Annotated in this window: 28 protein-coding genes and 1 pseudogene; 21 read left to right on the top strand and 8 right to left on the bottom strand. The window is 69.4% G+C overall.

All coding sequences use genetic code 11. The features are described from left to right. The first annotated feature begins 60 nt into the window (after positions 1-60). The 4 genes from AKG07_RS09515 to AKG07_RS09500 are packed head-to-tail and all read left to right on the top strand — an operon-like array spanning position 61 to position 3,569. Positions 61-990, top strand: a complete 930-nt coding sequence (locus tag AKG07_RS09515) for a WcbI family polysaccharide biosynthesis putative acetyltransferase (protein ID WP_053097647.1) — start codon at positions 61-63, stop codon at positions 988-990. After that, on the top strand, positions 987-1,961 hold the full coding sequence (locus AKG07_RS09510) for a hypothetical protein (RefSeq protein ID WP_053097646.1): 975 nt from the start codon (positions 987-989) through the stop codon (positions 1,959-1,961). Before AKG07_RS09515 ends, AKG07_RS09510 begins: the two co-directional genes overlap by 4 nt. Next, positions 1,955-3,259 (top strand): glycosyltransferase family 2 protein, encoded by a 1,305-nt coding sequence (locus AKG07_RS09505; protein WP_053097645.1) that lies wholly within the window; start codon positions 1,955-1,957, stop codon positions 3,257-3,259. The genes AKG07_RS09510 and AKG07_RS09505 overlap by 7 nt, the downstream gene beginning before the upstream one ends. A gap of 16 nt (positions 3,260-3,275) precedes the next feature. Further along, the gene (locus AKG07_RS09500) at positions 3,276-3,569 is read left to right on the top strand and encodes a DUF7882 family protein (RefSeq protein WP_053097644.1); all 294 of its coding nucleotides are present in this window, start codon (positions 3,276-3,278) and stop codon (positions 3,567-3,569) included. 10 nt (positions 3,570-3,579) lie between these two features. Here AKG07_RS09500 and dinB read toward each other — a convergent pair whose 3' ends face one another. Further along, complete coding sequence (gene dinB, locus AKG07_RS09495) at positions 3,580-4,776, bottom strand: DNA polymerase IV (RefSeq protein ID WP_053097643.1); 1,197 nt, start codon at positions 4,774-4,776, stop codon at positions 3,580-3,582. A gap of 60 nt (positions 4,777-4,836) precedes the next feature. Further along, positions 4,837-5,499 (bottom strand): arsenate reductase/protein-tyrosine-phosphatase family protein, encoded by a 663-nt coding sequence (locus AKG07_RS09490; RefSeq protein ID WP_308418026.1) that lies wholly within the window; start codon positions 5,497-5,499, stop codon positions 4,837-4,839. A gap of 116 nt (positions 5,500-5,615) precedes the next feature. Between AKG07_RS09490 and AKG07_RS09485 the strand changes: the two genes are divergently transcribed. From AKG07_RS09485 to AKG07_RS09470, 4 genes are all read left to right on the top strand, one after another. Next, the gene (locus AKG07_RS09485) at positions 5,616-5,876 is read left to right on the top strand and encodes a DUF6458 family protein (protein ID WP_053097641.1); all 261 of its coding nucleotides are present in this window, start codon (positions 5,616-5,618) and stop codon (positions 5,874-5,876) included. A gap of 7 nt (positions 5,877-5,883) precedes the next feature. Further along, positions 5,884-6,558 carry a phosphatase PAP2 family protein gene (locus AKG07_RS09480; RefSeq protein ID WP_053097640.1) on the top strand — a complete coding sequence of 225 codons (675 nt, stop codon included), beginning with the start codon at positions 5,884-5,886 and terminating at the stop codon, positions 6,556-6,558. Continuing rightward, positions 6,555-7,367, top strand: a complete 813-nt coding sequence (locus tag AKG07_RS09475) for a DUF1206 domain-containing protein (RefSeq protein WP_053097639.1) — start codon at positions 6,555-6,557, stop codon at positions 7,365-7,367. The genes AKG07_RS09480 and AKG07_RS09475 overlap by 4 nt, the downstream gene beginning before the upstream one ends. 81 nt (positions 7,368-7,448) lie before the next feature. After that, a complete protein-coding gene (locus AKG07_RS09470) occupies positions 7,449-7,805 on the top strand; it encodes a hypothetical protein (protein ID WP_053097638.1) in 357 nt (118 codons plus the stop codon). 66 nt (positions 7,806-7,871) lie between these two features. On the opposite strand, the gene AKG07_RS09465 is transcribed toward AKG07_RS09470, so the two are convergent. Beyond that, positions 7,872-8,897, bottom strand: a complete 1,026-nt coding sequence (locus AKG07_RS09465) for a zinc-dependent alcohol dehydrogenase family protein (RefSeq protein WP_053099232.1) — start codon at positions 8,895-8,897, stop codon at positions 7,872-7,874. Between the two features lie 41 nt (positions 8,898-8,938). Next, the gene (locus tag AKG07_RS09460) at positions 8,939-10,183 is read right to left on the bottom strand and encodes a multidrug effflux MFS transporter (protein ID WP_053097637.1); all 1,245 of its coding nucleotides are present in this window, start codon (positions 10,181-10,183) and stop codon (positions 8,939-8,941) included. Positions 10,184-10,285: 102 nt separating this feature from the next. On the opposite strand from AKG07_RS09460, the gene AKG07_RS09455 reads away from it, so the two are divergent. The 11 genes and pseudogenes from AKG07_RS09455 to AKG07_RS09400 all read left to right on the top strand — a co-directional run bounded on the left by AKG07_RS09455 (position 10,286) and on the right by AKG07_RS09400 (position 19,484). Next, on the top strand, positions 10,286-11,176 hold the full coding sequence (locus AKG07_RS09455) for a helix-turn-helix transcriptional regulator (protein ID WP_053097636.1): 891 nt from the start codon (positions 10,286-10,288) through the stop codon (positions 11,174-11,176). A 107-nt stretch (positions 11,177-11,283) separates the two neighbouring features. Continuing rightward, entirely contained in the window at positions 11,284-13,005 is a 1,722-nt protein-coding gene (locus AKG07_RS09450) for an MDR family MFS transporter (protein WP_082297877.1), read from the top strand. Between the two features lies 1 nt (position 13,006). After that, complete coding sequence (locus AKG07_RS09445) at positions 13,007-13,462, top strand: MarR family winged helix-turn-helix transcriptional regulator (RefSeq protein ID WP_053097635.1); 456 nt, start codon at positions 13,007-13,009, stop codon at positions 13,460-13,462. Positions 13,463-13,586: 124 nt separating this feature from the next. Next, positions 13,587-14,129: pseudogene (locus AKG07_RS17460) on the top strand (ABC transporter permease); the annotation flags it as partial. 187 nt (positions 14,130-14,316) lie between these two features. After that, positions 14,317-15,087 carry an ABC transporter permease gene (locus AKG07_RS09430; RefSeq protein WP_053097632.1) on the top strand — a complete coding sequence of 257 codons (771 nt, stop codon included), beginning with the start codon at positions 14,317-14,319 and terminating at the stop codon, positions 15,085-15,087. After that, a complete protein-coding gene (locus tag AKG07_RS09425) occupies positions 15,084-16,031 on the top strand; it encodes an ABC transporter substrate-binding protein (protein ID WP_053097631.1) in 948 nt (315 codons plus the stop codon). Before AKG07_RS09430 ends, AKG07_RS09425 begins: the two co-directional genes overlap by 4 nt. 84 nt (positions 16,032-16,115) lie before the next feature. Next, positions 16,116-16,589, top strand: a complete 474-nt coding sequence (locus tag AKG07_RS09420; protein ID WP_053097630.1) for a MarR family winged helix-turn-helix transcriptional regulator — start codon at positions 16,116-16,118, stop codon at positions 16,587-16,589. A gap of 94 nt (positions 16,590-16,683) precedes the next feature. After that, positions 16,684-17,259, top strand: a complete 576-nt coding sequence (locus tag AKG07_RS09415; protein ID WP_053097629.1) for an NADPH-dependent FMN reductase — start codon at positions 16,684-16,686, stop codon at positions 17,257-17,259. Positions 17,260-17,292: 33 nt separating this feature from the next. Then, positions 17,293-17,928: a DUF1684 domain-containing protein gene (locus AKG07_RS09410; RefSeq protein ID WP_053097628.1), complete on the top strand. Its 636-nt coding sequence runs from the start codon at positions 17,293-17,295 to the stop codon at positions 17,926-17,928. 62 nt (positions 17,929-17,990) lie between these two features. After that, positions 17,991-19,079, top strand: coding sequence for an alkene reductase (locus tag AKG07_RS09405; protein WP_082297876.1), 1,089 nt, complete (start codon positions 17,991-17,993; stop codon positions 19,077-19,079). Positions 19,080-19,139: 60 nt separating this feature from the next. Next, positions 19,140-19,484 carry a cupin domain-containing protein gene (locus AKG07_RS09400; protein ID WP_053097626.1) on the top strand — a complete coding sequence of 115 codons (345 nt, stop codon included), beginning with the start codon at positions 19,140-19,142 and terminating at the stop codon, positions 19,482-19,484. Between the two features lie 19 nt (positions 19,485-19,503). On the opposite strand, the gene AKG07_RS09395 is transcribed toward AKG07_RS09400, so the two are convergent. Beyond that, complete coding sequence (locus AKG07_RS09395) at positions 19,504-20,907, bottom strand: threonine/serine ThrE exporter family protein (RefSeq protein WP_053097625.1); 1,404 nt, start codon at positions 20,905-20,907, stop codon at positions 19,504-19,506. 66 nt (positions 20,908-20,973) lie between these two features. Further along, positions 20,974-21,318 (bottom strand): DUF7882 family protein, encoded by a 345-nt coding sequence (locus AKG07_RS09390; RefSeq protein ID WP_053097624.1) that lies wholly within the window; start codon positions 21,316-21,318, stop codon positions 20,974-20,976. A 192-nt stretch (positions 21,319-21,510) separates the two neighbouring features. On the opposite strand from AKG07_RS09390, the gene AKG07_RS09385 reads away from it, so the two are divergent. After that, entirely contained in the window at positions 21,511-22,695 is a 1,185-nt protein-coding gene (locus AKG07_RS09385; RefSeq protein WP_053099230.1) for an alcohol dehydrogenase catalytic domain-containing protein, read from the top strand. 3 nt (positions 22,696-22,698) lie between these two features. Here the strand turns inward: AKG07_RS09385 and AKG07_RS09380 are convergent, their stop codons facing one another. Then, positions 22,699-23,523, bottom strand: a complete 825-nt coding sequence (locus AKG07_RS09380) for a CPBP family intramembrane glutamic endopeptidase (protein ID WP_053097623.1) — start codon at positions 23,521-23,523, stop codon at positions 22,699-22,701. Between the two features lie 60 nt (positions 23,524-23,583). Further along, entirely contained in the window at positions 23,584-24,021 is a 438-nt protein-coding gene (locus AKG07_RS09375) for an SRPBCC family protein (RefSeq protein ID WP_053097622.1), read from the bottom strand. A gap of 175 nt (positions 24,022-24,196) precedes the next feature. Between AKG07_RS09375 and AKG07_RS09370 the strand changes: the two genes are divergently transcribed. Beyond that, a complete protein-coding gene (locus tag AKG07_RS09370; RefSeq protein ID WP_053097621.1) occupies positions 24,197-25,555 on the top strand; it encodes a cytochrome P450 in 1,359 nt (452 codons plus the stop codon). The last annotated feature ends 31 nt before the right edge of the window (positions 25,556-25,586 follow it).

Genomic DNA, 25,586 nt, shown 5'->3' with positions numbered 1-25,586 from the left:
GGTGACCGCACAGCAAAGGGGGCGCACGACTGATGCGATCGAAGGGGGTACGTTCGAATCATGAGCCACGATCCCGAACCGCGCACGGGCGTTGCGCCGACCGGCTCCGTGGTGCTAGCGCGTCAGAAGCACTACTCGGAGTTCTACGGGCTCACCCCGCTTCCCGAACGATTCGGCGTCGTCCTCGGCAATTGCCAGGCCGAGTCGCTGCGCGTGGTGATGGATGCGCCGGAGCACCGATTCGTGCGCGTCCCCGCCGTGCACGAGATGACCGCCGCCGACGCCGCGCGCCTGCACGAGATCGCCGGCCTCGCCGACGTCGTGGTGAGCCAGCCGATCCGCGACGACTATCGCGATCTGCCGCTGGGGACACGGCAGATCGCCGCAGTGACCGATGCCCGGGTCATGACCGTGCCCCCGGTGCGCTTCGCCGGACTGCATCCCTTCCAATCCGCCTTCCGGGTTCCCGGCGTCGAGGGAGATCCGCCCGTCGTGGCGTACCACGACGTGCGCACTCTCGCCGCCGCCGCGGGCATCCCCGTCGTCGCCGCGCTCGCGCCCGCTGAGGTGCGGGCCGTGGGACAGACGTCGATCGACACGCTGCGCCTGCGCGAGCAGAGCGCCGACGTGGCGGTCTCCGACCTCTTCGACTCCGTCACGGCCGATCACATGCGCACGGTCAATCATCCGGGCGATGCGGTGTGGATGCCGTTGGGTGCCCGCATGCTCGAGATGCTCGGCCATACGGGCGGCCCGACCGACCCCGGGCGCCCGCTGCTGAACTCGGTGCGCGCGCCGTTGGAGCCGGAGGTCGTCGACGCGTGGGGGCTGGCGGACGAGCCGCGCGCGCACTGGATCGTCGACGGCGTGGCGGTCGACGACGCCGAGGTGTGTGCCGCTCACCGCGAGTGGTACGCCGCGCGCCCGGAGTTCGTCGACGCCGCCGTGACCCGTCTCGCGCCCCTTCTCGACGTCTGGCGAGCACGATGAGCGTCACCCCGCTGCTGCTCGTCCACCCGGGGACGCATGGAGTCGCCATGTACGGACGGCAGATGGCCGATGCGGTCCGCGTCGCGGACCCGTCGATCCGCACCGTGGAACCGCACGACCTGGATGCGGACGACGACCGCGCCCCGTTGCACGTGCACTTCACCGACCGGCTCTGGGGTCGCTCTCCCGAGGAGGCGGCGCAGGCGTTCGGGGACCTCGCCGCCGGGCGCGCGATCAGCGTCACCCTGCACGACGTGCCGCAGGCGTCGGACGGCGAGCGCAACCTGCCCCGGCGGCGGGCCGCGTACGCGGCGGTTGCGGCGGCGGCGCGTGGAGTGGCGGTGAACAGCGACCACGAGCGTGCGCTGCTGCGCGAGGAGCGAGTGTGGACGGGCCCGGCGGTGAGCATCCCGCTGCCCGTCGAGCTGCGGCCCGAGGTGCCGCGGACGCCGGCTGACGCGTCGATCGGAGTGCTCGGCTACTTCTACCCGGGCAAGGGACACGACGAGGCGGCCCGCGCAGCCGCGTCCGCGGGCATCACGAGGATGACGGTTCTCGGCCGGGCGTCCGACGGCCACGCCGCGGAGCTCGAGGAGTTCGTCCGTCGCGCGGGCGCCCTCGGGGTCGAGGTCGACGTGACGGGCTGGCTCGACGACGAGGAGATCGCCCGGCGGGGACGCGTGGTGTCGGTGCCGGTGATCGCCCATCGCCATGTGTCGGCGTCGGGGTCCCTCGCATCGTGGATCGGCTGGGGGCGCCGTCCCGTCGCCGTGCGCAATCGCTACATGGACGAGATGGCGGCGCTGCGTCCGGGAACCGTGCAGACCGTCGACGGATCAGAGCTCGCCGCCGCGGTGCGGGCGGCGTTCGAACGACCCGAGACGACCTGGCACGGACTCACTCGGCTGCCGATGTCGTGGCCGGACGCGGCGGAGGCCTACGTGCGCTGGTGGGGCGGGCTGGGGTGGTGACACGGCGCCCGTGGGTCGTCGGCAACAGGTGGGACTCGCTCGACGGGGTCCAGCCGCAGACGCTGCCGAAAGTGTCGGTGATCGTCGCCCACTACGAGCAGCCCGGGGAGCTCGCCCGCACGCTGTCGGCGCTGTCGACGCAGGACTATCCGCGCGAACTCCTCGAGATCGTCGTCGCCGACGACGGCTCCGCCGGGGATGTCCTCGTGCCGCCGGGGGTCACCCTCGTGCGGCAGGACGACCGGGGCTTCCGCCTCGCCGCTGCACGCAATCTCGGCGCACGAGCGAGCACCGGGGACGTGCTCTGCTTCCTGGATGCCGACACCGCCCCGGAACCCGGGTACGTGCGGGCTCTCACCCGTCTTCCGGCGCTGCTTCCCGAGGCGGTCACGGTCGGACGGCGTCGCCACGCCGACTTCTCGGGCATCGATGCGGAGACGCCCGTGATCGAGGCGGTGATCGGCCGTGAGCTCCCGGAGCCGGCCTGGCTCGCCGAGGAGTACGCGCGCAGCCGTGACCTGCTCGACGCCGACGACCGCTCGTACCGGTTCGTCATCGGCGCGGTGATCGCCTGCTCGCGTCGCCTGTTCGAGGAAACCGGCGGCTTCGACGAGTCGTTCTCGACCTACGGCGGGGAGGACTGGGAGTGGGCGCATCGGATGTGGCAGGCCGGCGCCGTGCTGGCTCACGTGCCGACGGCCGTGGCCTGGCACGACGGGCCCGAGTGGGCCGAGCGCACGGATTCCGGGCTCGAGCGCGCGAACGCCCAGACCATGACACTCGTCTCGTCGATCCCGGTCGACGGCTCGGCTCCGCGGGGACTGCTGTCGGCGGTCCCGGATCTCGTCGTCCGGCTGCGCGGCACGCACACCCGGGAGGCGCTGTTCATCGCGGTGGACTCGATCCTCACCGCGTTCCCGCGGTCGCGCGTGATGCTCGATGCGACGTCCGGACTCGACATCGACGACCCGCGCAACGTGATCGACGGGGACGAGCCTGAGGCCAGGGTGCTCTGGGAGCTCGACCGCCCCGTCGTGGTCCTCGAGTCGGCAGGGATCGCCGAGATCGTCGCGGGCCTCGGTGCGGGTGACGTCGGCACCGTCGATCTCGTCGACTCCGCCGGCTCGTCCGCCGGTGTGCTGCACTCGCGCCGAGCGCAGCGGCGAGCCGCGCGATGGGGCACGGCAGAGGGATTCGAGACCCTGACCGTCCGTGCGGAAGGCGTGCATCTGCTGCGCTCGAACCCGCACGTGGAGGCATGGGTCGGAGGGTGGGGCGGTCCCGATCGGTTCCGCTGAGCGTACAGTTCTCATCATGGGGAAATTGGAGTACAACAGCTCGCGGCCCGCGATCGAGATCGAGGACGCCACTCTGGCGCACGTGAAGATCGTGATCGGCACGAAGCTGCGCCGCAATGAGAGCTTCATGATGACCTGGCTCTCGAAGCCCGAGGCATCGTCCGGCCGCATGACCATCTGGGTGCACCCCAGTATCCCGTTGGTGCTCGAGTTCGATGACCCGACGATGCCCGCGATCGACCCCAAACGGGTCGCCCACATGATGGATCAGCTGAACTCGCGCGGCGAACTGGTGCTCGACCAGCTCTGACGTCGAGCGCTCACTCGTGCTCGGGGAGGATCGGACTCGACCACCCCGGGTCGCGCCCCAGCTGAGCGGCGCGCGAGACGGATGCCGCGCCGAAGCGACCGCGCAGGGTGTCGAGCACCGTGTCGAGTCGTTCGTCGTCGCCCCAGTCGATCGGCAGTTCGGGTGGCGCGTTCTCGGCGCGGTCGAGCTGCGACAGCGAGATCCCGATGAGGGTGATGCCCCGCGCCTCGATCTCGGGCCAGGCCGCGGCGAGCAGCGTCCGCGCGACGTCGAGCAGGATTGCGGTGCGATCGGTCGGCACTCGGAGAGAGCGTGATCGGGTCGCCTTGGCGAAGTCCCCGTAACGAAGGCGCAGCACGACCGTGCGGCAGACGCGCTCGCCGTCGCGGAGCCGGCGGGCGAGCCGGTCGATGATCTGCGTGAGGAAGAGGTCGAGCTCGTCCGCTGTGCGGGCGCGCGAGCCGAGGGCGCGCTGCGAGCCGATCGAGCCGCGGCGCCGGGTCGTGTCGACCGGGCGCGGGTCGCGCAGGCGGGCGAGGGCGTGCAGGTGCGAGCCCGCAGCTGTGCCCAGCACCCGCTCGGCCGTCGCCGCTTCGAGCTCCGCCAGCTGACCGACCGTGTGCACCCCGTAGCGGTGCAGCTTCTCGGCCGTCACCGCCCCGACGCCCCACAGGCGCTCGACCGGCAGCGGCAGCAGGAACTGCTCCTCCCGGTCGGGTTCGACCACGAGCAGCCCATCGGGTTTGCTGACCGCGCTGGCGACCTTGGCGAGGAACTTGGTGCGCGCCACGCCCACCGAGATGGCCAGGCCGACCTCGGTGCGCACCTGATCCCGCAGCCGCACTGCGACCTCTTCGGGGGTGCCGACGATGCGCCTCAGCCCGCCGACCTCGAGAAAGGCCTCGTCGATCGAGAGGCCCTCCACGAGCGGGGTCGTGTCGCGGAAGATCGCGAACACGTCCTTGCTCGCCGCCGAGTACGCCTCCATGCGCGGCGGGACGACGACGGCATCCGGGCAGAGCTCGAGCGCCTGGCGGCCGCCCATCGCAGTGCGCACCCCTCGGGCCTTGGCCTCATAACTCGCCGCCAGCACCACGCCTCCGCCGACGATGACGGGCCGGCCGCGCAGAGCGGGCGCATCGCGCTGCTCGACCGAGGCGTAGAACGCGTCGAGATCGGCGTGCAGCACGGTGGCTTCGCCCCGCATCGTGTTCTCCCGTCGACGTGCAGATCGTCGCACGGGCCGGGGACATCCGGGCCGGGGCTGTCAGGCCGCGATCAGCCGCGACGACAGCGCGCGGATCCTCTGGCAGAGCGTGTCGAAGGCGCTCTCGAAGGCGGCGGCCGTGCCGACCCTGGCAGGATCCCGCACCGACCAGTGCAGGTCGTCGCCCGTGAGCATCCGCTCGTGCGCGTCGTCGCACACCGTGATCACCAGGTCGTCGTCGGTGCGCACCTCGTCGACGTGGCGGGGTGGCCGGGCCGGGTCGATGATCAGCCCGTGGCGTTCGGCTGTCGCCAGCGCCTCGGGGTTCACCGCGGAGGCTGGCTGGGTGCCGGCGGAGGCCACGTCGATCGCGCTCACGTCGCGCCAGATGACCTCGGCGAGCTGCGATCGGGCCGAGTTCGCGGTGCACACGAACAGCACCCGGCGCGGGGGAGCGACGCTCGGCGGTGCGAGCGTGTCGAACACCTCGGGACGGAGCCCGATGTAGCTGCGCCGCCTGTCGAACTCGGAGCGCGTGCGCGTGATGATGCGCGCGGACTCGAGGACGCCGAGATGGTGAGCGATCAGGTTCGATCTCAGGTCGAGCGTCGTGCCGATCTCCGACGACGAGAGGTCGCCGAGGGTGAGCAGGTCGACGATGCGCAGGCGCGTCTGATCGGCGAGTGCGGCGAAGATCGCCACGCGGCGTTCGAGATCAGTCATCGTTCCCATCCATATCACGGGATGACGGACGTGTCCACGGGTATTGACTCAATCGGTGTTGACCATATTCTGGTCGTCGCGAGACCGCGGACGCGGTCTCGGAGAGGAATGGACATATGGGCATCGGCAGCGGCATCGCGCTCTTCGTCATCGGAGCGATCCTGGTCTTCGCACTCAACATCGACACCGGCGGCTACGTCGATCTCGATCTGATCGGCTACATCCTCATGGGCGCAGGAGTCGTCGTCTTCCTGATCAGCCTCATCCTCACGATGCGCAGCCGTCGCACCGAGACCGTCGACCGCACCGCCGTCGACCCGGCGACCGGCGACCGCGTGACCCGTCGCAGCATGCGCGACAACGAGCCCCTCGCCTGATGTCGGCGTGACCGAGGTGCAGCGCGGCACCGGCGCGATCGTCGTCGGTGTCGCAGCGACCCTCGCCTTCGTCGTGCTGCGGGCGGTGGTCGCCCTCGGCGGTCACGAGCCGCTCGCGATCGACGTCTGGTGGCACGACCTCATGGTCGCGCTGACCAGCGACATCTGGGTCGTCGTCGCCTGGGTCCCGGCAGTGGTCGGCGGCACCATCGGCATGATCGTCGTCGGAGCGCTGCTGATCGCTGCGCTCATCTGGCGCGGTCGGCGGTGGGATGCCGCGACGCTGGCGATCGCGATGGTCGCCGTCGTGGCGATCGGCGCGACCATGGCGGCAGTGATCGGGCGCACGCGACCGGCGGACTCGCTCGCCGAGAGCGTCGCGACGTCCTTCCCATCCGGGCACACGGCTGTCGCCACGACCGTCGTGGTCGTCCTCGCACTCGTGCTCCGTCGTCGATGGGTCTGGGTCGTGGGCGTCGTGTGGGTGCTCCTCATGATGTGGAGCCGCACCTACCTGCATGCCCACTGGCTCAGCGACGTCGTCGCGGGAATGCTCGAGGGCGTTGCAGTCGCGACATTCGTCTGGGCCTGCATGGAGGCGATCCGTGCGCGGCGCCTCGCGTCTGCGACCCCCACTCCCGACATCTCCGAAGAACCGATCGAAAGCACCGTGAACCCATGAACACTCGCGACTCGGCCGCCTCCACCGCGAGAGCCGCCCAGGACTCGACCGCCTTCCGCGTCCTCGCCCGCGTCGGCTACGTCGTGCTCGGCATCCTGCACATCCTCATCGGGGGCATCGCGATCTCGATCGCGACCGGCGGCGGCGGCGAGAACGCCGATCAGGGCGGTGCCATGCAGCAGATCCAGGAGTCTCCCGCCGGCGTGTTCCTGCTGTGGCTGATCGTGCTCGGCCTGCTCGCTCTCGCGATCTGGCAGATCGCCGAGGCGGTCGTCGAGCGCGATCCCGATGCGAAGAAGAAGTGGGCGCACCGGGCGAAGTTCCTCGGCACGGCTGTCGCCTATCTCGCGATCGGCGCGACGGCTCTGGTCTATGCGCTCGGGGGCCAGTCGCAGTCGTCCGAATCCTCCCAGTCGTTCAGCGCGAAGCTGCTCGCGGTGCCGGCCGGCGTCGTGCTCCTCGTGCTCGTCGGACTCGGAGTGGCGGCCGTCGGCGTCGCCTTCGTCGTCCGGGGCATCACTCGCGCGTTCATGGAGCATCTGTCCGTGCCGTCCGGAAAAGCGCGATCCGGCATCGCCGCCTTCGGAACGGCCGGCTATGTCGCCAAGGGCATCGCGGTCGGGGTCGCGGGTGTGCTGTTCGTCATCGCGGCGCTCACGCATGACCCCGAGACCGCCGGCGGCCTGGACTCGGCGCTGCGCGCGCTGGCCGGACTCCCGTTCGGCGCCGTCATCCTGTGGGTGGTCGGTGCCGGCCTCGCTCTGTACGGCCTGTTCTGCTTCGCCCGCGCCCGCTACGCCCGGATGTGAGCTGACCCCGCCCGCATATCGAACCGTGTGCCGCCGCGCAACCCTGCGCTGCGGATCGGCCGAGTCGGCCAGGATGGATCCATGAAGATCGTCTCGTACGCAGGCCAGCAACTGGTGACCACGGATGACGTGGCGGACTCTCTCGTGACTCTCGCCGCAGCCGTCGCCAAAGAGGGGGAGGCCGACGCCGTCGAGATCCCCATCCTCGTCGGCGGGCGCGAGGACTGCGCCGACCTCGTGATCGGCGTGGGCAACGACCTGCTGGTCGGGCCGCACGAGTTCGATGACGACGAGCCCGACTTCAGCGAGCACGCGGCGAAGCTGCAGGCGCACCGCCTCTATCCCGATTCTCCGGACTCGGGAGAGCACGGCGGCCACAGCGACTGGTACGTCGATGTGGACCTCGACCTCGACGGCTCGGCCGCGGCGGCACGCTGACCGCGAGGTTCCTTCGCCGACGGCGGAGGGCACGAGAAAGGCGCCCGCCGCCGTCGGGGGTTCTGATCAGTCGGTGGTGAGCAGCACCTTGGTGGCGCGGCGCTCGTCCATGGCCTTGTAGCCCTCGGCCGCCTGCTCGATCGGCAGCGTCAGATCGAAGACGGCCCCCGGATCGATCTGATCGGTCATGATGAGGTCGATCAGCCGGGGCAGGAAGCGGCGCACCGGCGCCGGCCCGCCCAGAAGGCTGACGGTCGAGAAGAACAGGTCCAGGCCGTCGAGCTCGACGCCGTGGCTCACGCCGACGTACCCCACGTGTCCGCCCGGACGCGTGGCGTGGATCGCCTGCATCATCGACTCCTGGGTGCCGACCGCCTCGACGGTGGAGTGGGCGCCGTACCCTCCGGTGAGCTCCTTGATCTTCGCGACACCTGCGTCGCCGCGCTCCTCGACGATGTCGGTGGCCCCGAACTTCGTCGCCAGAGCCTGACGGTCGGCGTGGCGGGACATCGCGATGACCCGCTCGGCTCCGAGCTGCCTGGCCGCGAGGATCGCGAGCAGGCCGACGGCTCCGTCGCCGACCACGGCGACGGTCTTGCCCGGCCCCGCCTCGGCGGCCACGGCGGCGAACCATCCGGTGCCCAAGACGTCGGATGCCGCGAGCAGGCTGCGCGTCTGCGCGGGGGTCGGCTCGCCCTCGACGGCGACGAGAGTGCCGTCGGCGAGAGGGATGCGGGCGTAGTCGGACTGGGTGCCGACGCCGCCCATCATGACCTGGTGGATGCAGCGCGACTGGAATCCCGCCTGGCAGATCTCGCACGTGTTGTCGGACGCGACGAACGACCCCACGACGAAGTCGCCGACCGCGATGTCACGGACCTCGTCGCCGACCTCCTCGACGACGCCGATGTACTCGTGACCCATCGGTGTGGGGTGGTCCACCGGCTCGATGCCGCGGTAGGGCCAGAGGTCCGAGCCGCAGATGCAGGCGGCGGTGACGCGGATGACCGCATCCGTTGGCTCGACGACGGAAGCGCGGGGGACCTCCTCGACGCGGACGTCTCCGGGGGCGTGCATGACGACGGCGCGCATGGTGCGGGTGCTGACGGTGTCTGTGCTCATGATGTTCTCCTTCAGTGGGTGAGGGCGGCGGATGAGGTCGTGTGCGGCGAGTGCCGTGGCGTGCGCCCGCGTGCGGTGCCGATCAGCACCAGAGTGACGGCCGCGAGCACGGTCGCGGAGACGGTGACCACGCCGAGCGGCAGGATGCTCAAGGCACCGGCGACGCCGACGAGCGGGGCGGCGATACCCCCGAAGCCGAACCGCACCATCCCGAGAAGCGACGAGGCGGTGCCGGCGATCTGCGGGTATCCGACCAGAGCGAGGGTGGTGGCCGGGGGAGACGAGATGGAGACGCCCGCGGCGAGGGCGAACAGCGACGCGAGCACGACCCACAGCGGCATCGTCGTGAGTCCGGCGGCGAGCAGGCCGAGAGCACCGGCGGTCGCGACCACGACACCGGCGGCGAGGACGGCGTGCACGCGCCCTCGTTCGGAGAATCGGCCGGCCAGGTGGCCGAAGACCATGAATCCCGCGGAGTTCGCGCCGAACGCGAGGGCGTAGCCGAGGGGCGACAGGCCGTAGATGTCCTGCAGCACGAACGTCGCGCCGGACAGGTAGGCGAAGAGCGCGGCGTACATCAGCCCCTGATTCAGGACGGCGCCGACGAAGACGCGGTCTCGCAGGAGCGTCCGATAGTCGCTCAGGGTGCGGGTCAGACCGCCGGTCGTCCGTGCCTCGATCGGCAGAGTCTCCCCGAACCGCGCGAGCGCGATGATCAGGATGGCGGCGCCGATGACGGCGAGGAAGACGAAGAGTCCCCGCCAGTCGATGATCGTGTTGAGGAGGCCCCCGAGCAGCGGGCCGACGATCGCCGCGAAGCCGCCGACGACGGTGAGCCGCGCGTAGAAGCGGATCAGCGTCCCGCCGGAGAAGACGTCACGCCCGGCCGCCTGTGCGATCACGATGCCGACGCCGCCGGCGAGTCCCTGCACGAATCGGGCGGCGATCAGCAGCTCGACCGTCGGACTGATCGCGCACAGCATCGACGTGACGATGTACGCCACGATGCCGATGAGCAGGACGCCGCGGCGGCCGTATCGATCCGACACCGGCCCGGCGATGAGCTGACCGGCCGCCAGACCGATGAGGCAGGCGGTCACGGTGAGCTGCGCGACCGACGTGGCGGCGCCCAGCGCTGCCGTGAGGGCCGGAAGAGCGGGCAGATAGAGGTCCATCGAGATCGGCCCGAAGACGGTCAGCAGAAGCAGCAGGGCGGGGAGCACCCGGTCTACGGAGGGGCGGGCTGCGGATGTCATGCTGTCCACTCTGCGCCTGTCGGGTGCTCCGAGGGAGTCCCTGTCGAGGGGTGTACTGCGAGAACCTCCCTGCGAAGCACGGTCGGGGGTAGCGTCCTGAGCATGGACAACAGATCCGAGGTCCGCGAGTTCCTGATGACCCGCCGCGCGCGCGTCGCGCCCGAGTCGGTCGGCATCCCGGCCGGCGGGAACCGACGTGTCGCCGGCCTGCGGCGCAGTGAGGCCGCAGCGCTCGCCGGAGTCAGCGTCGAGTACTACGCGAAGCTCGAGCGCGGCGCGATCGCCGGCGCCTCCGCCGCGGTGCTCGACGCGCTCGCGTCAGCCCTTCAACTCGACGACGCCGAGCGCGCGCATCTGCTCGATCTCGCCCGCGCCGCCGACGGCATCCCGTCGAGCGGCCGCTCGCGTCGCCGGTCGGCGAAGCCCGGGGCTGCACGACCCAGCCTGCAGTGGGCGCTGTCGTCGATCACCGATGCGATCGCGTTCGTCCGCGACCCCCACCAGAACCTGGTCGCCACGAACGATCTCGCCCGAGCCTTCTATTCGCCGGTGATCGGCGACGGCGGCCGCACCCCGAATCTCGCGCGCTTCCAGTTCCTCGACCCGGCAGCGCACGACTTCTATCCCGACTGGGATCTCTTCGCCGAGATGTGCGTCGCGATCATGCGAGCCGAAGCCGGGCGGGATCCGCACGACAAGGGTCTGCAGGATCTCGTCGGCGAGCTGTCGACGCGCAGCGAGACGTTCCGCCGGCTGTGGGCGGCGCACGATGTGCGCATCCACGGCGCGGGCACGAAGCGGTTCCGGCATCCGCTCGTCGGCGAGCTGACCCTGGCGTATGAGGAGCTCGCGATCACCGCCGAGCCGGGCAACGTGCTGCTGATCTACTCGGCCGAGCCGGGCTCGCCCTCGGCCGAGCGTCTCGCGCTGCTCGCGTCGTGGTCTCTGGACCAGCGCGTCGTCGAGCCGACCAGGGACGAGAGCCGCGGCTAGCGTCCCACTCCATCGACAGATGGTTGCCTCCGGTCTACAGTTGCACTTTCGCAACCAATAGGCGTATAGTTGACTCTTATCAACTTTCTACACAGGAGCTCTCCACTGTGACACACATCTCACCCACCTCCTCAGGCGACGCGGTGCGCTCGCCTCGCGAGGTCTTCACCGCGATCTCGGGCCTCGTCGTCGGCATGTTCGTCGCCGTGCTCTCGGGCACCGTGGTGTCGACCTCCATGCCGGTCATCATCGCCGACCTCGGCGGCACCCAGTCGCAGTACACCTGGGTCATCACCGCCAGCCTCCTCGCGACCGCCGTCTCGACCCCCATCTGGGGCAAGCTCGCCGACCTCGTCGATCGCAAGATCCTCGTGCAGCTGTCGCTGATCATCTTCACGGTCGGCACCGTGATCGCCGGCTTCTCGACCGATACCAACATGCTCATCGCGGTCCGCGTGATCCAGGGCATCGGCGTCGGCGGACTGATGTCGCTCGTGATGATCGCGGTCGCCCTCATCATCTCGCCGCGCGAGCGCGGCAAGTACATGGGCGTCGTCGGCGGAATCATGGCCCTCGGCACCATCGGCGGCCCGCTGCTCGGCGGACTCCTCACCGACGTCTGGGGCTGGCGCTCCAACTTCTTCGTCGGCGTGCCCTTCGCCATCCTCGCCCTCGTGCTGCTGCAGTTCACCCTGCACCTGCCCAAGCCCCAGCGAGACCGCAAGGTGTCGATCGACTACTTCGGCATCGTGCTGCTCGCGGTCGGCGTCTCGACCCTGCTCATCTGGGTCTCGATGGGCGGCAGCCAGTTCGACTGGGACTCCTCGACCAGCATCATGCTCGCCGTCACCGCGGGCGTCGCGATCGCCGCGTTCATCACCGTCGAGTTCTTCGTCAAGGAACCGATCGTGCCGATGTCGCTGTTCCGCAACCGCACCTTCACGCTGTCGGTCATCGCGTCGATCGCCATCGGCGTCTCGATGTTCGCGACCTCGGTGTTCCTCGCCCAGTACTTCCAGCTCGCCCGCGGTGCCACACCGACCGAGTCCGGCCTCATGACGATCCCGATGATCGTCGGACAGATGGGTGCGTCGATCATCATCGGCCAGCTCGTCAGCCGCTTCGGCAAGTGGAAGGGATGGATGCTCACGGGCTCCGTGCTGACCACGATCGGCGTCAGCCTGATGGCGACCCTGCGCTACGACACCCCGTTCCCGCTGGTCGCGACCTACATGTTCGTGCTCGGCGCAGGTCTCGGCATGGTCATGCAGAACCTCACGCTCATCGTGCAGAACGACACCGCGCCGCAGCAGCTGGGCGCCGCCTCGTCGAACGTCAACTTCTTCCGCACGATCGCCGGCACCATCGGCGTGACGGTCATGGGCGCCTCGCTCTCGACCAGCGTCGGCAACTACATCTCCGACGCGCTCGAGGGATTCACTCCCACGACGCCCGATGAGATCGACGCGCTGAAGCACCTCGCCTCTGGCGATGTGCCCAAGGTCACGCAGCTGCCCGACACGATCCGCACGATCGTCGAGGGAGCCTACGGCCACGGCATCGCGGATGCGTTCATCATCGCCATTCCGCTCGCAGTGATCGCCATCATCGCGATCGCGTTCATCAAGAACAAGCCGCTGTCGACGAAGAACGCCGCCGAGCAGCTGCGCGAGCAGGCCGAGGAGTCCGTTCTCGAGGTCTCCGAGGCCGAGGTCGGCGCCACCATGTCGACCGGAGCCATCCGCATCTCGGGCACCGAGTCCGCCTCACCCTCGACCGGCTCGGTGACGACCGTGCTCGAGCGCGACGAGCGGGAGTCGGGGCGCTGACATGGTCACCTCCGAAGCGGCGGCGCCCGCCGACGTCGACACCGCCCTCGGCGACCTCCAGACGCATCTGAACCTCATCTTCGCGAGGACTCGGACGCTCTGGAGGGAGTCGGCGGCGCGCATCGACCCCGAGCTGCAGGTGGGCGGCTACAAGCTGCTGACCTTCATCGATCGGGCGGGCTCCGCCAGCGCTCACGAGCTCGCCGAGCGCTTCGAGATGGACAAGTCCGTCATCAGTCGCCAGGTGCGGATGCTCGAGGAGCTGGGCCTGATCGAGTCGAGGCCGGACGAGCGTGACGGCCGGCTGCGGGTCCTGACGGCGACACCGTCGGCCTGCTCCGCCCTCACCGAGCTGCGCAGCGACCACGCCTCGCGCCTGCGCACGGTCGTGGCCGAGCTCACGCAGGACGAGATCCACGCGGCATCCAAGGTGTTCCGTCTGCTCTCAGAGGTCTGACCGAGAGCCCGGGCCGATCACGCGACGTGTCGGCCCGGGTTGTCGAGAGCGATATTCTGTGGTTCAGTCGAATGTCTTGACTTCGCGATTCGGCGTCCCAAGACCGTAAAGAACGGTACTTCGGATGAACTGGATCGCCTCCAACCTCGGATTGATCTTCGATCTGACGATCAATCACGTGCGTCTGGCGATCATTCCGATCATCCTCGGCTTCCTGATCGCGGTGCCGCTGGGCTGGGTGGCCAGCCGCAATCGCGTCGCCCGGACGTTCATCATCACGACGGGCAGCCTGCTCTACACGATCCCGTCCCTGCCGCTCTTCGTCATCCTGCCGGTCATCCTCGGCACCCGGATCCTCGATGACACGAACCTGGTCGTGGCGCTGACGATCTACGCGGTCGCGATCATGCTGCGCTCGGCGACCGACGCCTTCGGATCGGTCGATCGGTCGATCATCGAGTCGGCGAAGGCCATCGGCTTCTCGCGCAGCGGCCGGTTCTGGCGCGTCGAGTTCCCTCTCGCCGGGCCCGTGCTGATCGCCGGCCTCCGCGTGGTCTCCGTGTCGACCATCGCCCTCGTCTCGGTGGGCGTGATCATCGGCTCGGAGAATCTCGGCTACCTCTTCCAGAACGGCAAGCAGCGCGGCATCCTCGAGGAGGTCGTCGTCGGGATCGTCATGAGCCTGCTCATCGCTCTCGTCTTCGACCTGATCCTCGTGGCGATCGGGCGGGTCCTCATGCCCTGGAGCCGCGCCGCCGGCGTGCGCGGCAAGAGCGGCGCACCGACCGACCCCGACCCCGTGACCGACAGTGTCAGCACCCGTCGAGTGCTCGCGCCCCCGGGGCCGGTGTCCGATGAACTTCTTCCTCGACGCCATCGCCTGGATCCTCGACCCCGCCAACTGGGTGCCTGGCTCGCAGAGCCCGCTGCCCATCGGCGACCGACTCGTCGAGCACCTCATCTACTCGGGCGTCTCGCTCGTCATCGCGATGCTGATCGCTCTGCCGCTCGGCTTCTACATCGGGCACACCGGGCACGGTCGCCAGTTCGTGATCGGCTTCACCGGTGCGATGCGCGCTCTCCCGACGCTCGGGCTCCTGTTCTTCCTCACGATGGTGCTGCGCTCCGGTCTCAGCACCACTCCGGCCGTGCTCGTCGGCTCCGTCGTCGCTTTCGTGCTGCTGGCGATCCCGTCGCTGCTCGCCGGTGCCTACGCCGGCCTCGAGAGCGTCAGCCGCGAGTCGATCGATGCGGCGCGCGCGATCGGGATGACCGAGATGCAGATCCTCCGCAAGGTCGAGATCCCTCTCGGGCTGCCGGTGATCATCGGCGGGATCCGCTCGGCCACGCTGCAGGTCATCGCGACCGTGACGATCGCGTCGTACGTCGGACTCGGCGGCCTCGGGCGGATCATCTCGTCGGGCATCGGCCTCAACGACTACACCGTGATCCTCGGCGGGGCGCTCCTGGTGACCGTTCTCGCGCTGAGCGTCGACGGCGTCTTCGCGCTCCTCCAGCGCCTCACCCGTACTCGGGGGCAGACGAGCCGTCCCCTCCGCAGTGTGCAGCGAAACAGGTCGGATGCCGCTGTGGCGCCGATCGTCGACGAAAGGACCCCCGCATGACCTCTCGAGCCCGTAAGACCTGGCTGACGGCCTGCCTGCTCGCCGTCAGCACCACCGTCGCGCTCGCCGGCTGCGCGACCGCCGACCCGACGTCCTCGGGCGGTGACGCCGCCGAGGGCGACGCGATCGTCGTGGGCTCCTTCGCCTTCCCCGAGAGCGAGATCCTCGGCGAGATCTACGCGCAGGCGCTCGAGGCCGAGGGCTTCGACGTCTCGACCAAGTTCAACATCGGTCCGCGCCAGCAGACGATCCCCGCGCTGCAGGACGGGTCCATCAACCTCATCCCGGAGTACAACGGCAACCTGCTGGCGTACTACGACACGGCGTACGAGGAGCGGACGACCGAGGACGTCGATGCGGCGCTGCCGGATGCGGTGGGCGCGGACGACCTGCAGGTGCTCGACTCGGCCGAGGCCGAGGACAAGGACGCCTACGTGGTGACGAAGAAGACCGCCGAGGACAACGACCTGACGGCCATCGGCGACCTGAAGGCTCTCGAGCCGTTCTCCCTGGCGTCGAACCCGCAGTTCGGCGAACTCGGCTACGGGATCCCGGGGCTGCGCGACGTCTACGGCGTGGGCGTCGAAGCGGGACAGGTCACGTTCGTCCCGTACGAGGACTTCGGCGGTCCCGACACGGTGCAGGCGCTCGTCGACGGCACGGTGCAGGTGGCCGACATCTACACGACGTCGCCGGCGATCAAGTCCGAGGACCTCGTCGTCCTCGAGGACCCGGAGAACATGATCTCGGCGCAGAACGTCATCCCGCTGCTCTCGAAGGACATCTACACCGACAAGCTCGCCGAGGTGCTCAATGCGATCTCCGCGAAGCTCACCACCGACGACCTGATCGATCTGCGCGAACGGGTCGAGGGCGACGAGAAGGCGTCGGCTGCGACCGCGGCGGAAGAATGGCTCACCACCGCAGGTCTGCTCGACAAGTGATCGAGCGGACGGATCACGAGTCGGTGATCTGATCGAAGCCCCGCCGGCACAGCGCCGGCGGGGCTTCATCGTAAGCTGGCGAGCATGAGTGCCTCGTCCGACGAAGTCGCCCCGAAAGACGGCGCCGCAACCCCTGACCTCGATCAGGCGATCTCGAGGGTCGAGCACGAGCTGGGCAGGCTCTTCGCCCGCATCCGGGTGAGCTGGCGCGAAGCCGCGACCACCGTGCATCCCGACCTGCAACCTCTCGGATACCAGGTGCTCACGTCGATCGCCACCGGCAAGGCGACCTCGGCCGGCGCCATCATCGAGCGCCTGCAGACCGACAAGTCGGCCGTCAGCCGGCACGTGCGCCAACTCGAGCAGCTCGGTCTCGTCGAGAGCGTCCCCGACCCGGACGATCGCCGCGCGCGGGTGCTCGTCGCCACGGAGCTGGCGCAGGAGCGGGTGGCCCTCGCCCGCGCTCGGTACGAAGAGCGCCTCGGCGAGAGGCTGCGCCGCTGGACGGCCGAGGATCTCGACCACTTCGCGGAGCTGCTCGCCGCCTTCGGCGACTGAGCCGAAGCGCGGCGGCCCGTTCGCCACGGGGGGCTGGACGCAGACGCGAGCCCGGACGAGACTGATCTCACGACTACGGGAATGAGGAACAGTCATGGCATACAGGGTCGGATACTTCGTCGGAAGCCTCTCGTCCACCTCGATCAACCGCATCCTCGCGACGGCGCTGATCAGGCTGGCGCCGGATGATCTCGAGTTCTTCGAGATCCCGATCCGAGACCTCCCTCTCTACAGCCAGGACTATGACGCCGACTACCCCGCGGTGGCCGTCGATCTGAAGGAGTCCATCGCCTCGGCGGATGCCGTGCTCTTCGTGACGCCCGAGTACAACCGCTCGATCCCCGGCGGCCTCAAGAACGCGATCGACTGGGCGTCGCGGCCGTGGGGGCAGAACTCCTTCGACCACATCCCCGCCGCGGTGATCGGCGCCTCGGTGGGCGCGATCGGCACGGCGGTCGCCCAGCAGAGCCTGCGCGGGGTGCTGAGCTTCTGCAACGCCCGTCAGATGACGGCGCCCGAGGCCTACATCCAGTTCTCGCCCGACACCTTCGCCGATGACGGGACGGTCCACAACGAGGGCACCGCGACCTTCCTCCGCGACTACCTGGTCGAGTTCCGAGACCACATCGAACGCGTGCTCACGGTGCTGCCGCGCGACACCGACGTGTGAACCCGGGGGCGCGAGCCGCGTAGCCTGAACCACATGACGCTCACGAAAGCCCGCACCGCCGCAGAGGTCGTCGACTGGCGACGCCGTGTCTTCGCCCTCTACGACGCCGTGCGTCGGGCGGACTCCGCCGAAGACGCGCACGAGCTCTGGCGCATCGAGCGCGACGACCTGCTGCTGCACCATGCGGCGACCCCGCTGATGGCCGACGATCGACCGCTGTTCGAAGGGCTCCCGATCGCGTCGTACGATCCGCAGTGGCGCTTCGAGCTGCCGATCCTCGAGGCCGAGCCCGGGGGCTTCGAGTTCGCGACCGGCACCGACGGCGTGGTTCCCTTCGAGCGCATCGGCAGGGTCGAGGTCCCCGACACCGGGTCGCTCGACGTGTGGCGCCTGACGACCTACGGCGGCGGGATCTTCATCCCCGTGCGCGACGCTCTCGCCGGTCGTCCGGGAGGAACCTACGGAGGCGGCCGCTATCTGATCGACACGATCAAGGGCGCCGACCTCGGGTCGGATGCCGAGCGCGGCACGATCGTGCTCGACTTCAACTTCGCCTACAACCCCTCGTGCGCCTACGACCCGGCGTGGGCCTGCCCGCTCGCCCAGCCGGGCAATGTGCTCGAGGTCGCGGTGCCCGTGGGGGAGATGTACGGCGGCGTCGCCGACTGAGCATCCGGTCTGCATATCTCCGCAGGGGAATACTCGGCACCCCAGGGCGCTTGTCCCTGAGCGTGACCCTCTTCGAATCGGCCGTCTTCGGCGCCCTCCCGCTGTCCAACCGCGTCGTCATGGCGCCGCTCACCCGCACCCGTGCGGACGACGACGGTGTGCCCACCGAGACGATGGTGGAGTACTACCGCCAGCGCGCGGGCCAGGGTCTCATCATCTCCGAGGGCACGTGGCCGGCTGCCGAGGGCAAGTCGTATTCCGGGCAGCCCGGCATCGTCACTCCCGCGCAGATCGACGGATGGCGGCGGATCGCCGACGCCGTGCACGAGGCCGGCGGCACGATCGTCATGCAGCTGATGCACGGCGGCCGCGTCTCGCACCCCGAGATCTCCGGTGAGCCGCGTGTCGTGGGCCCGAGCGCGCTCGCCGCCCCCGGCCAGACGCACACCCCGGTCGGCAAGGTCGACATGCCGGTCGCTCACGCTCTCACGCTCGACGAGATCCCGATGGTCGTCGAGCAGTTCGTCCAGGCCGCACGCAACGCGATCGCCGCGGGCTTCGACGGCGTCGAGGTGCACGGCGCGAACGGCTACCTCGTGCAGGAGTTCCTCTCGCCGGTGTCGAACATCCGTGACGATCAGTACGGCGGATCGCCCGAGAACCGCGCGCGGTTCGCGATCGAGGTCACGTCGGCGGTGGCTGAGGCGGTCGGGGCCGACCGCACCGGCATCCGTCTGTCGCCGCAGCACAACATCCAGGGCGTCCTCGAGGAGGACGACGCCGACGCACTCGCCACCTACCTCGCCGTCGCCGAGGGTCTCGCACCGCTCGGCCTCGCATTCATCGACGTGCTCAGTGCCGTGCCGACCAGCGAGCTCGTGCAGCGCATCCGCCGCACGGCCGGTGCCCCGCTGATCGTCAACTCCGGATTCGCCGCACAGACCACCCGCGACGAGGCCGAGATGCTCGTCTCGGAGGGATGGGCCGACGCCGTGGCAGCGGGCCGTCCGGTGATCGCGAACCCCGACCTCGTCGAGCGCTGGCGTCAGGACGCCGAGCTCAACGAGCCGCGCCCTGCGCTGTTCTACGGACGCACGGCCGAGGGATACACGGACTACCCGTCGCTCGAGACCGTGCGCGCCGACGCCTGACGCGCGCGGCTGCGCGAAGTACCCCTGTCGGCGCGGAATATCGGGGCGTACTGTGACCGCATGGTCACCGACGATCCCACTGTCACCAACCCCGATCACTACCGCACGCTCTGGGAGAACGATCTCGTGCGCGTGCTCGAGTACACGGATGAGCCGGGCGACCGCACGACTCCTCACGATCATCCGAACAGCGTGATGGTGACCCTCAGCGATTTCTCGCGCCGTCTGTCAGCGGGGGAGCGCACCTTCGACACGTCGTTGACCGCGGGTCAGGCCGTCTGGCTGCCGGCCCAACGCCACTGGGGAGAGAACACGGGGGCGACGTCGACGCACACCATCCTCGTCGAGCTGAAGGGCGACGCCGCGGGGGAGCCCGGCGGCGGCGCGCTCGGACCCCAGGTCTGAGTCGCTCGCGTCGTTCGGCTCAGCGCCGGACGACGCGCGCCCGGTTCTTCGCGACGCTGCTGAGGGTGGCGCGCACGGGCGTTCCCAGATACAGGCCGAGCGATGCGCCCGAAGCCAGTGCGATTCCGATCACCGCGGCATCGACCAGAGAGCCGCCGATGCCGACGACCCCGGATGCCGACCCTGCCGCGTGGATCATCTCGAGCAGGCCCTGGAACACCGCGACACCGGGCACGAGCGGCACGATCGCGGCCGTGGTGACCGCGACCGACGGGACGTGCAGCTTCACCGCGATCAGCATCCCGATGAAGCTCGCGAGCAGGGCGCCGATCGCGCTCGCCGCAGCCGGATGCAGGTTCAGACCGACCATCGTCGAATAGCCGGCGATGGTGACGGCGCTGAGCAGCGCGCTGACGAGGATGATCCGAAGACCCGCGCCGTTGAAGACGGCGACGGCGATCGCGATGATGATCGCCCCCGCGAACTGGTTCAGGAGCGGACCGAACGGGGCCGGGTCATCGGGCAGACCCATCGTGAAGCCGAGCACGCTGCCGAGTTCGAGGCCGACGAGGATGCCGATCACGACTCCGAGCGTCTGCATCGTCAGATCGAGGATGCGTCCGCCTGCGGTGAGCGCGAATCCGTCGATCGCATCCTGCGCGGCCCCCACCACGGTGAGTCCGGCGAGCATGAGCACGATTCCCGACGCGACGATGATCGATGGTCGGATGCCGACGAAGGGCTCGATGCCGGCGGCCCCGAGGGCCGAGACGGCGACCGCGACGACCGTGGTGACGAACCCTCCGGCGATCTGACTGAAGAACAGCGGAACGCGCACGCGCGCGAGGCCGGCCTGGGTCAACGCCGCGCAGAGCGCCGCGATGAACGTGAGACCGACGATGAGCGGCGAGGCCCCGAGCATGATGCTCACTCCGACGGCGAGCAGCGCTCGTGCCACGATGACCACCGGCTGCTGGTAGCCGAAGGGCACGCGCCGCAGGGCACGGAACGTCGAGCGGGCCGATTCGAGATCCAGTCCGTCGTCGATGTCGGCGACCAGGGCCTGCACTCTCTGCAGCTTGGCGTGGTCGGGGGCGGCGACGCGCACGACCCGCACGAGCGTCTCGGGCCAGACCTCACCGCTCAGGTGGAACGAGACCGTGATCGAGTTGTAGGTGACATCGACCTGCACGTCCCGCATGCCGTACGCGGCGCAGATGCGGGTGATGGCGAGCGTGACCTCGTGCGCCGAGGCGCCGACCCCGAACATCGATTCGCCGATGCGGGTCGCGAGGTCGAGCACACGCGGCACGGTGCGTTCGTCGATGATCGGCATCGCCTCGGTGTGGGCGACGGATGAGGGGTCGGTGTGCAGGATCCTGCGCACGGAGGCGAGCAGTCGCCGCTGGGGATTCGGGGACACGATCCCATTCTTCCTCCTCGCGACCGGTGCATCCGACGCCGCGAGGACTGGGGAGGAGAAGATCCGTCAGGCCTGCGCCGGAACCTCGACGCGCTCGACCGGCGGCGCCGTGCCTTCGGCCGGCTCGCTCACCAGGCGCAGACCGCCGGGGGCGTTCGCCGTGAATGCCAGCGCTTCGATCCACGCGCGGTTGATCTGCGGCTGACGGCTCCCGCTGTACTTGAAGACGAGGGAGCTGCCGGCGTGCACCCAGACAGTCGTCCGACCGCCGCCGACAGCCATGTCCTCGCGCCAGGAGAACGAGAAGGGCTCGCCTCTCCTGAGCTTCGCCGTCATCACGAGCTGCAGGTGCGTGAGCGCCCTGTCCTCGATGTCCGATTTGACGGTGCCCTCGTAGATGAACTTGCCCATGATGATCTCCCCAGTACGCCACAGTGCCCGCGAGACGAGGCGTATCGAATGATCACCGATGGTGGATCCAGTTTCCCATATTCCGATGTGCACCGCGCCTGTCGAACGTTCAGGAACCGCCTGTCAACCCTCTGTCACTTCGCGCGCCGTCGATGGAGGGTGGCCGTTCGACACGTAACGAGGAGGATGACGATGAAGGCACTCACCTGGCAGGGAACGCGCAACGTGGCGGTCGAGGAGGTACCGGATCCGACCATCGAGCACGCGACCGATGCGATCGTCCGGATCACCTCCTCGGCGATCTGCGGTTCGGACCTGCACCTCTACGAACTGCTCGGACCGTTCCTCGACAAGGGTGACATCCTCGGCCACGAGCCGATGGGGGTCGTGGTGGAGGTGGGCAGCGGTGTGCGCGACCTCGCGGTCGGCGATCGCATCGTCATCCCCTTCAACATCTCGTGCGGGCACTGCTTCTTCTGCCTGCGCGGCCTGCAGTCGCAGTGCGAGACGACGCAGGTGAAGGAGTACGGCAGCGGCGCCGCGCTGTTCGGCTACACCAAGCTCTACGGCCAGGTGCCGGGCGGGCAGGCCGAGTACCTGCGCGTCCCGCTCGCCGACTACAACCACATCAAGATCGCGTCCGATCTCCCCGATGAGCGGTATCTGTACCTCACCGACATCCTGCCGACGGCCTGGCAGGGTGTGGAGTACGCGAACGTGCCGGAGGGCGGGACGCTCGCGGTGATGGGGCTCGGCCCCGTCGGGCAGTTCGCAGCCCGCATCGGAGCGCACCGCGGATACCGGGTGCTGGCCGTGGACCCTGTCGCGGAACGCCGGGAGATGGCGGCACGCCACGGAGTCGAGGTCTTCGACCTCACGGATGACGTCGTGGCCGAGCTGCGCGACCTCACCGACGGACGCGGCGCGGATTCCGTGGTCGACGCCGTGGGCATGGAGGCGCACGGCAACGCCGGCGTCGCCCTCGTGCAGAAGGCCGTCGGTCTGCTGCCGGATCCGGCCGCCCGCGCCGTGTTCGACAAGGCCGGGATCGACCGACTCGCCGCCGTGTACGCATCGATCGACGTCGTGCGCCGGGGTGGCGTGGTGTCGCTCAGCGGCGTCTACGCGGGCGATGCCGACATCCTGCCGATGAAGACCCTGTTCGACAAGCAGATCGGCATCCGTATGGGCCAGTGCAACGTGAAGCGCTGGACCGACGATCTGATGCCGCTCGTCGAAGACCTCTCCGACCCCCTCGGCGTGATGGATCTGATGACCCACGATGCTCCGCTCGAGGATGCGCCGGAGCTGTATCGCACCTTCCAGCGCAAGGAGGACGGCTGCATCAAGGTCGTGCTGCGACCGTCTGCCGCGTGAGGGTCAGGCGGCGGCCCCGACGCCCGGGGCCGCCACCTGCGTCTGCTCGACGCGACCGCGGATGAAGAACAGGCAGACCACGCCGACGACGATCACCACGATGTTGCCGAGGTTCGCGATCGAGCCGAACGCGCTCTCCGCCGGGTAGGTCGTGTGCAGGAAGATGCTCGGGTCGGTGCTGGCGTGCAGCAGGATCGGCGCGACGATGGTCCCGGTCACGCGCATCGCGAGGTACATGCAGATGCCGAACGCGAAGGTGTAGGCCAGCTGGATGAGGGTCGCAAACAGGGACTGGCCGGTGAGCAGATTGCCGGCGTGGAGCAGGGCGAACAGGGCCGAGGAGATCACCGCGACGACGAGCTCACGCTGACCCGCCTTGCGCAGCAGGTTCACCACGAGGCCGCGCGTCAGCACCTCCTCGGCGAAGCCGATGAACAGTCCGGCGAGGAGCCAGGTCGCGACGACCTCGAATCCGGCCGCTCCGTAGTCGATGGCGAACAGGTGGAGCACGTTGAAGAGGAGCACGACGGCGACCGCGATCCACATCCATCCGCGTCCGCGGATCGGCTGCGGACGGAAGATCTCACCCAGCCAGCCGACGGATGCCGCGAAGCCGATGAGCAGCAGGCAGCCGACGAGAACCGGGATCGCGTAGAACACGAGGATCCCCGCCGCGCTCTGCGGATCCTCGATCTGCGCCGCGAACGGGGTCAACAGCAGCGACAGCCCGTTGTAGAGCACGAAGTAGACGACCACGAGGATGACGGCCCGCCACCAGCCGCCCTGTTCCCAGAAGCGTCGCCAGGCGGACTGCGTCACATCGGTCATCGTGCATCCCTCCGCATCCGCGGAGGTCGCGGCTCACGACCCAATATTGGCAGGAGCGGGTCAGGACGCGCGCCCCTCCGCGAGGTAGGCGAGGCGGTGCAGGGTCTCGGAATTGCGCCAGCGCAGCAGGGGAGCGGTCAGCAGCCCGGGCAGCAGCGTGGCGGGGCCGTTCACGGGTTCCTCGTCGATGCGCACCATCGTGCCGCCGTCATACGACCGCACCCGCAGAGTGACGCGGGCCTCGCCGATCGGCCAACCCTTCGCGCGCATGACCATGCGGTTCGGCGGCGACCATTCCTCCACCACGGTCGTGTCGTCGAGCAGAGCGGGCCAGACGCCGACCGAGTGATGCAGCTCAGCGCCCGGCTGCGGCCACGACTCATCGACGTCGCGCATGCGCGAGGCGCCCACCACCCACGCCGGGTACAGCCAACCGTTGCCCAGCACCCGGAAGACATCGTCGGGCTGACAGTCCATCGTGCGCACGTTCTTCGCCATGTCGGCACTCCTCTCGCGTCGTGAAAATGATCGCGTGGCTTCCGATTCGCAGACAGGGGGTTGACGACCGCGCGTGGGGGAGTGCGGGTCGCGCGGCACGAGTGAGGCACTAGCACAGAGGCCCCGCTCGCGCCTCCCCCTGGTTCGGCGACCACGTCTCTGCGAACGTCGCAGCATGGCACTCATCGACATCCCCGCGCGTGCGGCGCGAAAGCTCGGCGCACTGGCACAGGACGACGCTCCCACCCTGCTGACCCGCGGCTACGGGTTCGGGGCACGGATCTGGCGACGGGTGCCGCCGGGTGCGAGATCGGCGCCGATGCGGCTGCTCGGCAGTGACGCGGTCTTCGTCAGGGGAGTGGAAGGGGTCGAGCTCTTCTACGACGAGACCCGCATCGCGCGCTCCGGAGCCATGCCCGCGATCGTGCAGGAGAGCCTGTTCGGGCACGGCTCCGTGCACAGCCTCGACGGCACAGCCCACCGGCACCGCAAAGCCGCCTTCGTCGGCGCCCTCTATGAGGACGAGCAGGTCGCACGACTCACGCCCTGGCTCGAGCGCGAATGGCAGAGCGAGCGCCGGGCGTGGCTCGACGGCGGCACCCGCAGCGCCTACGACGCGGCCGTCGGCGCGCTGGGCCGGGCGATCATGGGCTGGGCGGGTGTGCCGGGCACGCCGGCGGCCCAGACCCGATGGGCGGCGCGGCTCGCCCAGATCGTCGACGGCTTCGGCTCGCCGTACTCGCCGGTGTACATCGCCGCCCTGGCGAACCGGTGGTGGTCGGACCGTCATTCCGCTCGGCTCATCGAGGCGGTGCGGCACGGCTCGCTGCGCGCCGAATCGGGCACGGCGCTCGAGGTGTGGGCGCATCACCGCGACGAGGACGGCGAGCTGCTCCCGGCGCGCGTCGCCGGTGTCGAGCTGCAGAACAGCATCCGTCCGATGATCGCAGTCGCCCGGTTCGTGGCCTTCGCCGCGAAGGAGCTGCACGAGCGTCCCGACTGGCGCGAGCGCATCGCCGCCGAGGCCGTCGAGCGCGGGTCGCTCGTCGGCGGACCGCTGTCGATCATGTTCGCGCAGGAGATCCGTCGCACCTCTCCCTTCGTGCCGATGCTTCCCGGCTGGGCCACCGCGGACATCGAGATCGACGGTCAGACGGTGGATGCCGGAGGACGCGTCGTCCTCGACCTGCAGGGCACCAACACGGACGACCGCTTCTGGGCGCGTCCCCAGCGCTTCGACCCCGAGCGCTTCCGTGACATCGAGGACTACGAAGCGCTCGCCGCATTCGTTCCTCATGGTGGCGCCGACGTCCCGACGGGGCACCGCTGCCCGGGCGAGAAGCTCGCGATCGCAGGGCTGGCCGCGGCGATCACGGTGCTCAGCGACCCCGACCTGCGGATCCTCGACGAAGGGCTCGATGTCGACCGGCGTCGGCTGCCCACCAAGCCGCGGTCCGGCGGTGCGGTGCGCTCGGCGGCATCCGTATCGGCATCGTCATCGGCACCCGCGTCCCGTGGGTGCCCCTTCCACTGAGTGGGTGAGCGCGTTCTGTCAAGGGGCGCGC

Origin of the sequence: Microbacterium sp. CGR1 (assembly GCF_001266755.1) — a bacterium.
Lineage (GTDB): Bacteria > Actinomycetota > Actinomycetes > Actinomycetales > Microbacteriaceae > Microbacterium.
The sequence above is the reverse complement of the archived record's forward strand: the minus strand, read 5'-3'. Positions and strand labels throughout refer to the sequence as shown.

What these genes read in the sequence shown, in the direction of transcription:
- AKG07_RS09515 (WP_053097647.1), top strand. Translation starts at nt 61, where the DNA reads ATGAGCCACGATCCCGAACCGCGCACGGGCGTTGCGCCGACCGGCTCC.
- AKG07_RS09510 (WP_053097646.1), top strand. Translation starts at nt 987, where the DNA reads ATGAGCGTCACCCCGCTGCTGCTCGTCCACCCGGGGACGCATGGAGTC.
- AKG07_RS09500 (WP_053097644.1), top strand. Translation starts at nt 3,276, where the DNA reads ATGGGGAAATTGGAGTACAACAGCTCGCGGCCCGCGATCGAGATCGAG.
- dinB (WP_053097643.1), bottom strand. Translation starts at nt 4,776, where the DNA reads ATGCGGGGCGAAGCCACCGTGCTGCACGCCGATCTCGACGCGTTCTAC.
- AKG07_RS09490 (WP_308418026.1), bottom strand. Translation starts at nt 5,499, where the DNA reads ATGACTGATCTCGAACGCCGCGTGGCGATCTTCGCCGCACTCGCCGAT.
- AKG07_RS09485 (WP_053097641.1), top strand. Translation starts at nt 5,616, where the DNA reads ATGGGCATCGGCAGCGGCATCGCGCTCTTCGTCATCGGAGCGATCCTG.
- AKG07_RS09475 (WP_053097639.1), top strand. Translation starts at nt 6,555, where the DNA reads ATGAACACTCGCGACTCGGCCGCCTCCACCGCGAGAGCCGCCCAGGAC.
- AKG07_RS09470 (WP_053097638.1), top strand. Translation starts at nt 7,449, where the DNA reads ATGAAGATCGTCTCGTACGCAGGCCAGCAACTGGTGACCACGGATGAC.
- AKG07_RS09465 (WP_053099232.1), bottom strand. Translation starts at nt 8,897, where the DNA reads ATGCGCGCCGTCGTCATGCACGCCCCCGGAGACGTCCGCGTCGAGGAG.
- AKG07_RS09460 (WP_053097637.1), bottom strand. Translation starts at nt 10,183, where the DNA reads ATGACATCCGCAGCCCGCCCCTCCGTAGACCGGGTGCTCCCCGCCCTG.
- AKG07_RS09455 (WP_053097636.1), top strand. Translation starts at nt 10,286, where the DNA reads ATGGACAACAGATCCGAGGTCCGCGAGTTCCTGATGACCCGCCGCGCG.
- AKG07_RS09445 (WP_053097635.1), top strand. Translation starts at nt 13,007, where the DNA reads ATGGTCACCTCCGAAGCGGCGGCGCCCGCCGACGTCGACACCGCCCTC.
- AKG07_RS09430 (WP_053097632.1), top strand. Translation starts at nt 14,317, where the DNA reads ATGAACTTCTTCCTCGACGCCATCGCCTGGATCCTCGACCCCGCCAAC.
- AKG07_RS09425 (WP_053097631.1), top strand. Translation starts at nt 15,084, where the DNA reads ATGACCTCTCGAGCCCGTAAGACCTGGCTGACGGCCTGCCTGCTCGCC.
- AKG07_RS09420 (WP_053097630.1), top strand. Translation starts at nt 16,116, where the DNA reads ATGAGTGCCTCGTCCGACGAAGTCGCCCCGAAAGACGGCGCCGCAACC.
- AKG07_RS09415 (WP_053097629.1), top strand. Translation starts at nt 16,684, where the DNA reads ATGGCATACAGGGTCGGATACTTCGTCGGAAGCCTCTCGTCCACCTCG.
- AKG07_RS09410 (WP_053097628.1), top strand. Translation starts at nt 17,293, where the DNA reads ATGACGCTCACGAAAGCCCGCACCGCCGCAGAGGTCGTCGACTGGCGA.
- AKG07_RS09400 (WP_053097626.1), top strand. Translation starts at nt 19,140, where the DNA reads ATGGTCACCGACGATCCCACTGTCACCAACCCCGATCACTACCGCACG.
- AKG07_RS09390 (WP_053097624.1), bottom strand. Translation starts at nt 21,318, where the DNA reads ATGGGCAAGTTCATCTACGAGGGCACCGTCAAATCGGACATCGAGGAC.
- AKG07_RS09385 (WP_053099230.1), top strand. Translation starts at nt 21,511, where the DNA reads ATGAAGGCACTCACCTGGCAGGGAACGCGCAACGTGGCGGTCGAGGAG.
- AKG07_RS09380 (WP_053097623.1), bottom strand. Translation starts at nt 23,523, where the DNA reads ATGACCGATGTGACGCAGTCCGCCTGGCGACGCTTCTGGGAACAGGGC.
- AKG07_RS09375 (WP_053097622.1), bottom strand. Translation starts at nt 24,021, where the DNA reads ATGGCGAAGAACGTGCGCACGATGGACTGTCAGCCCGACGATGTCTTC.
- AKG07_RS09370 (WP_053097621.1), top strand. Translation starts at nt 24,197, where the DNA reads ATGGCACTCATCGACATCCCCGCGCGTGCGGCGCGAAAGCTCGGCGCA.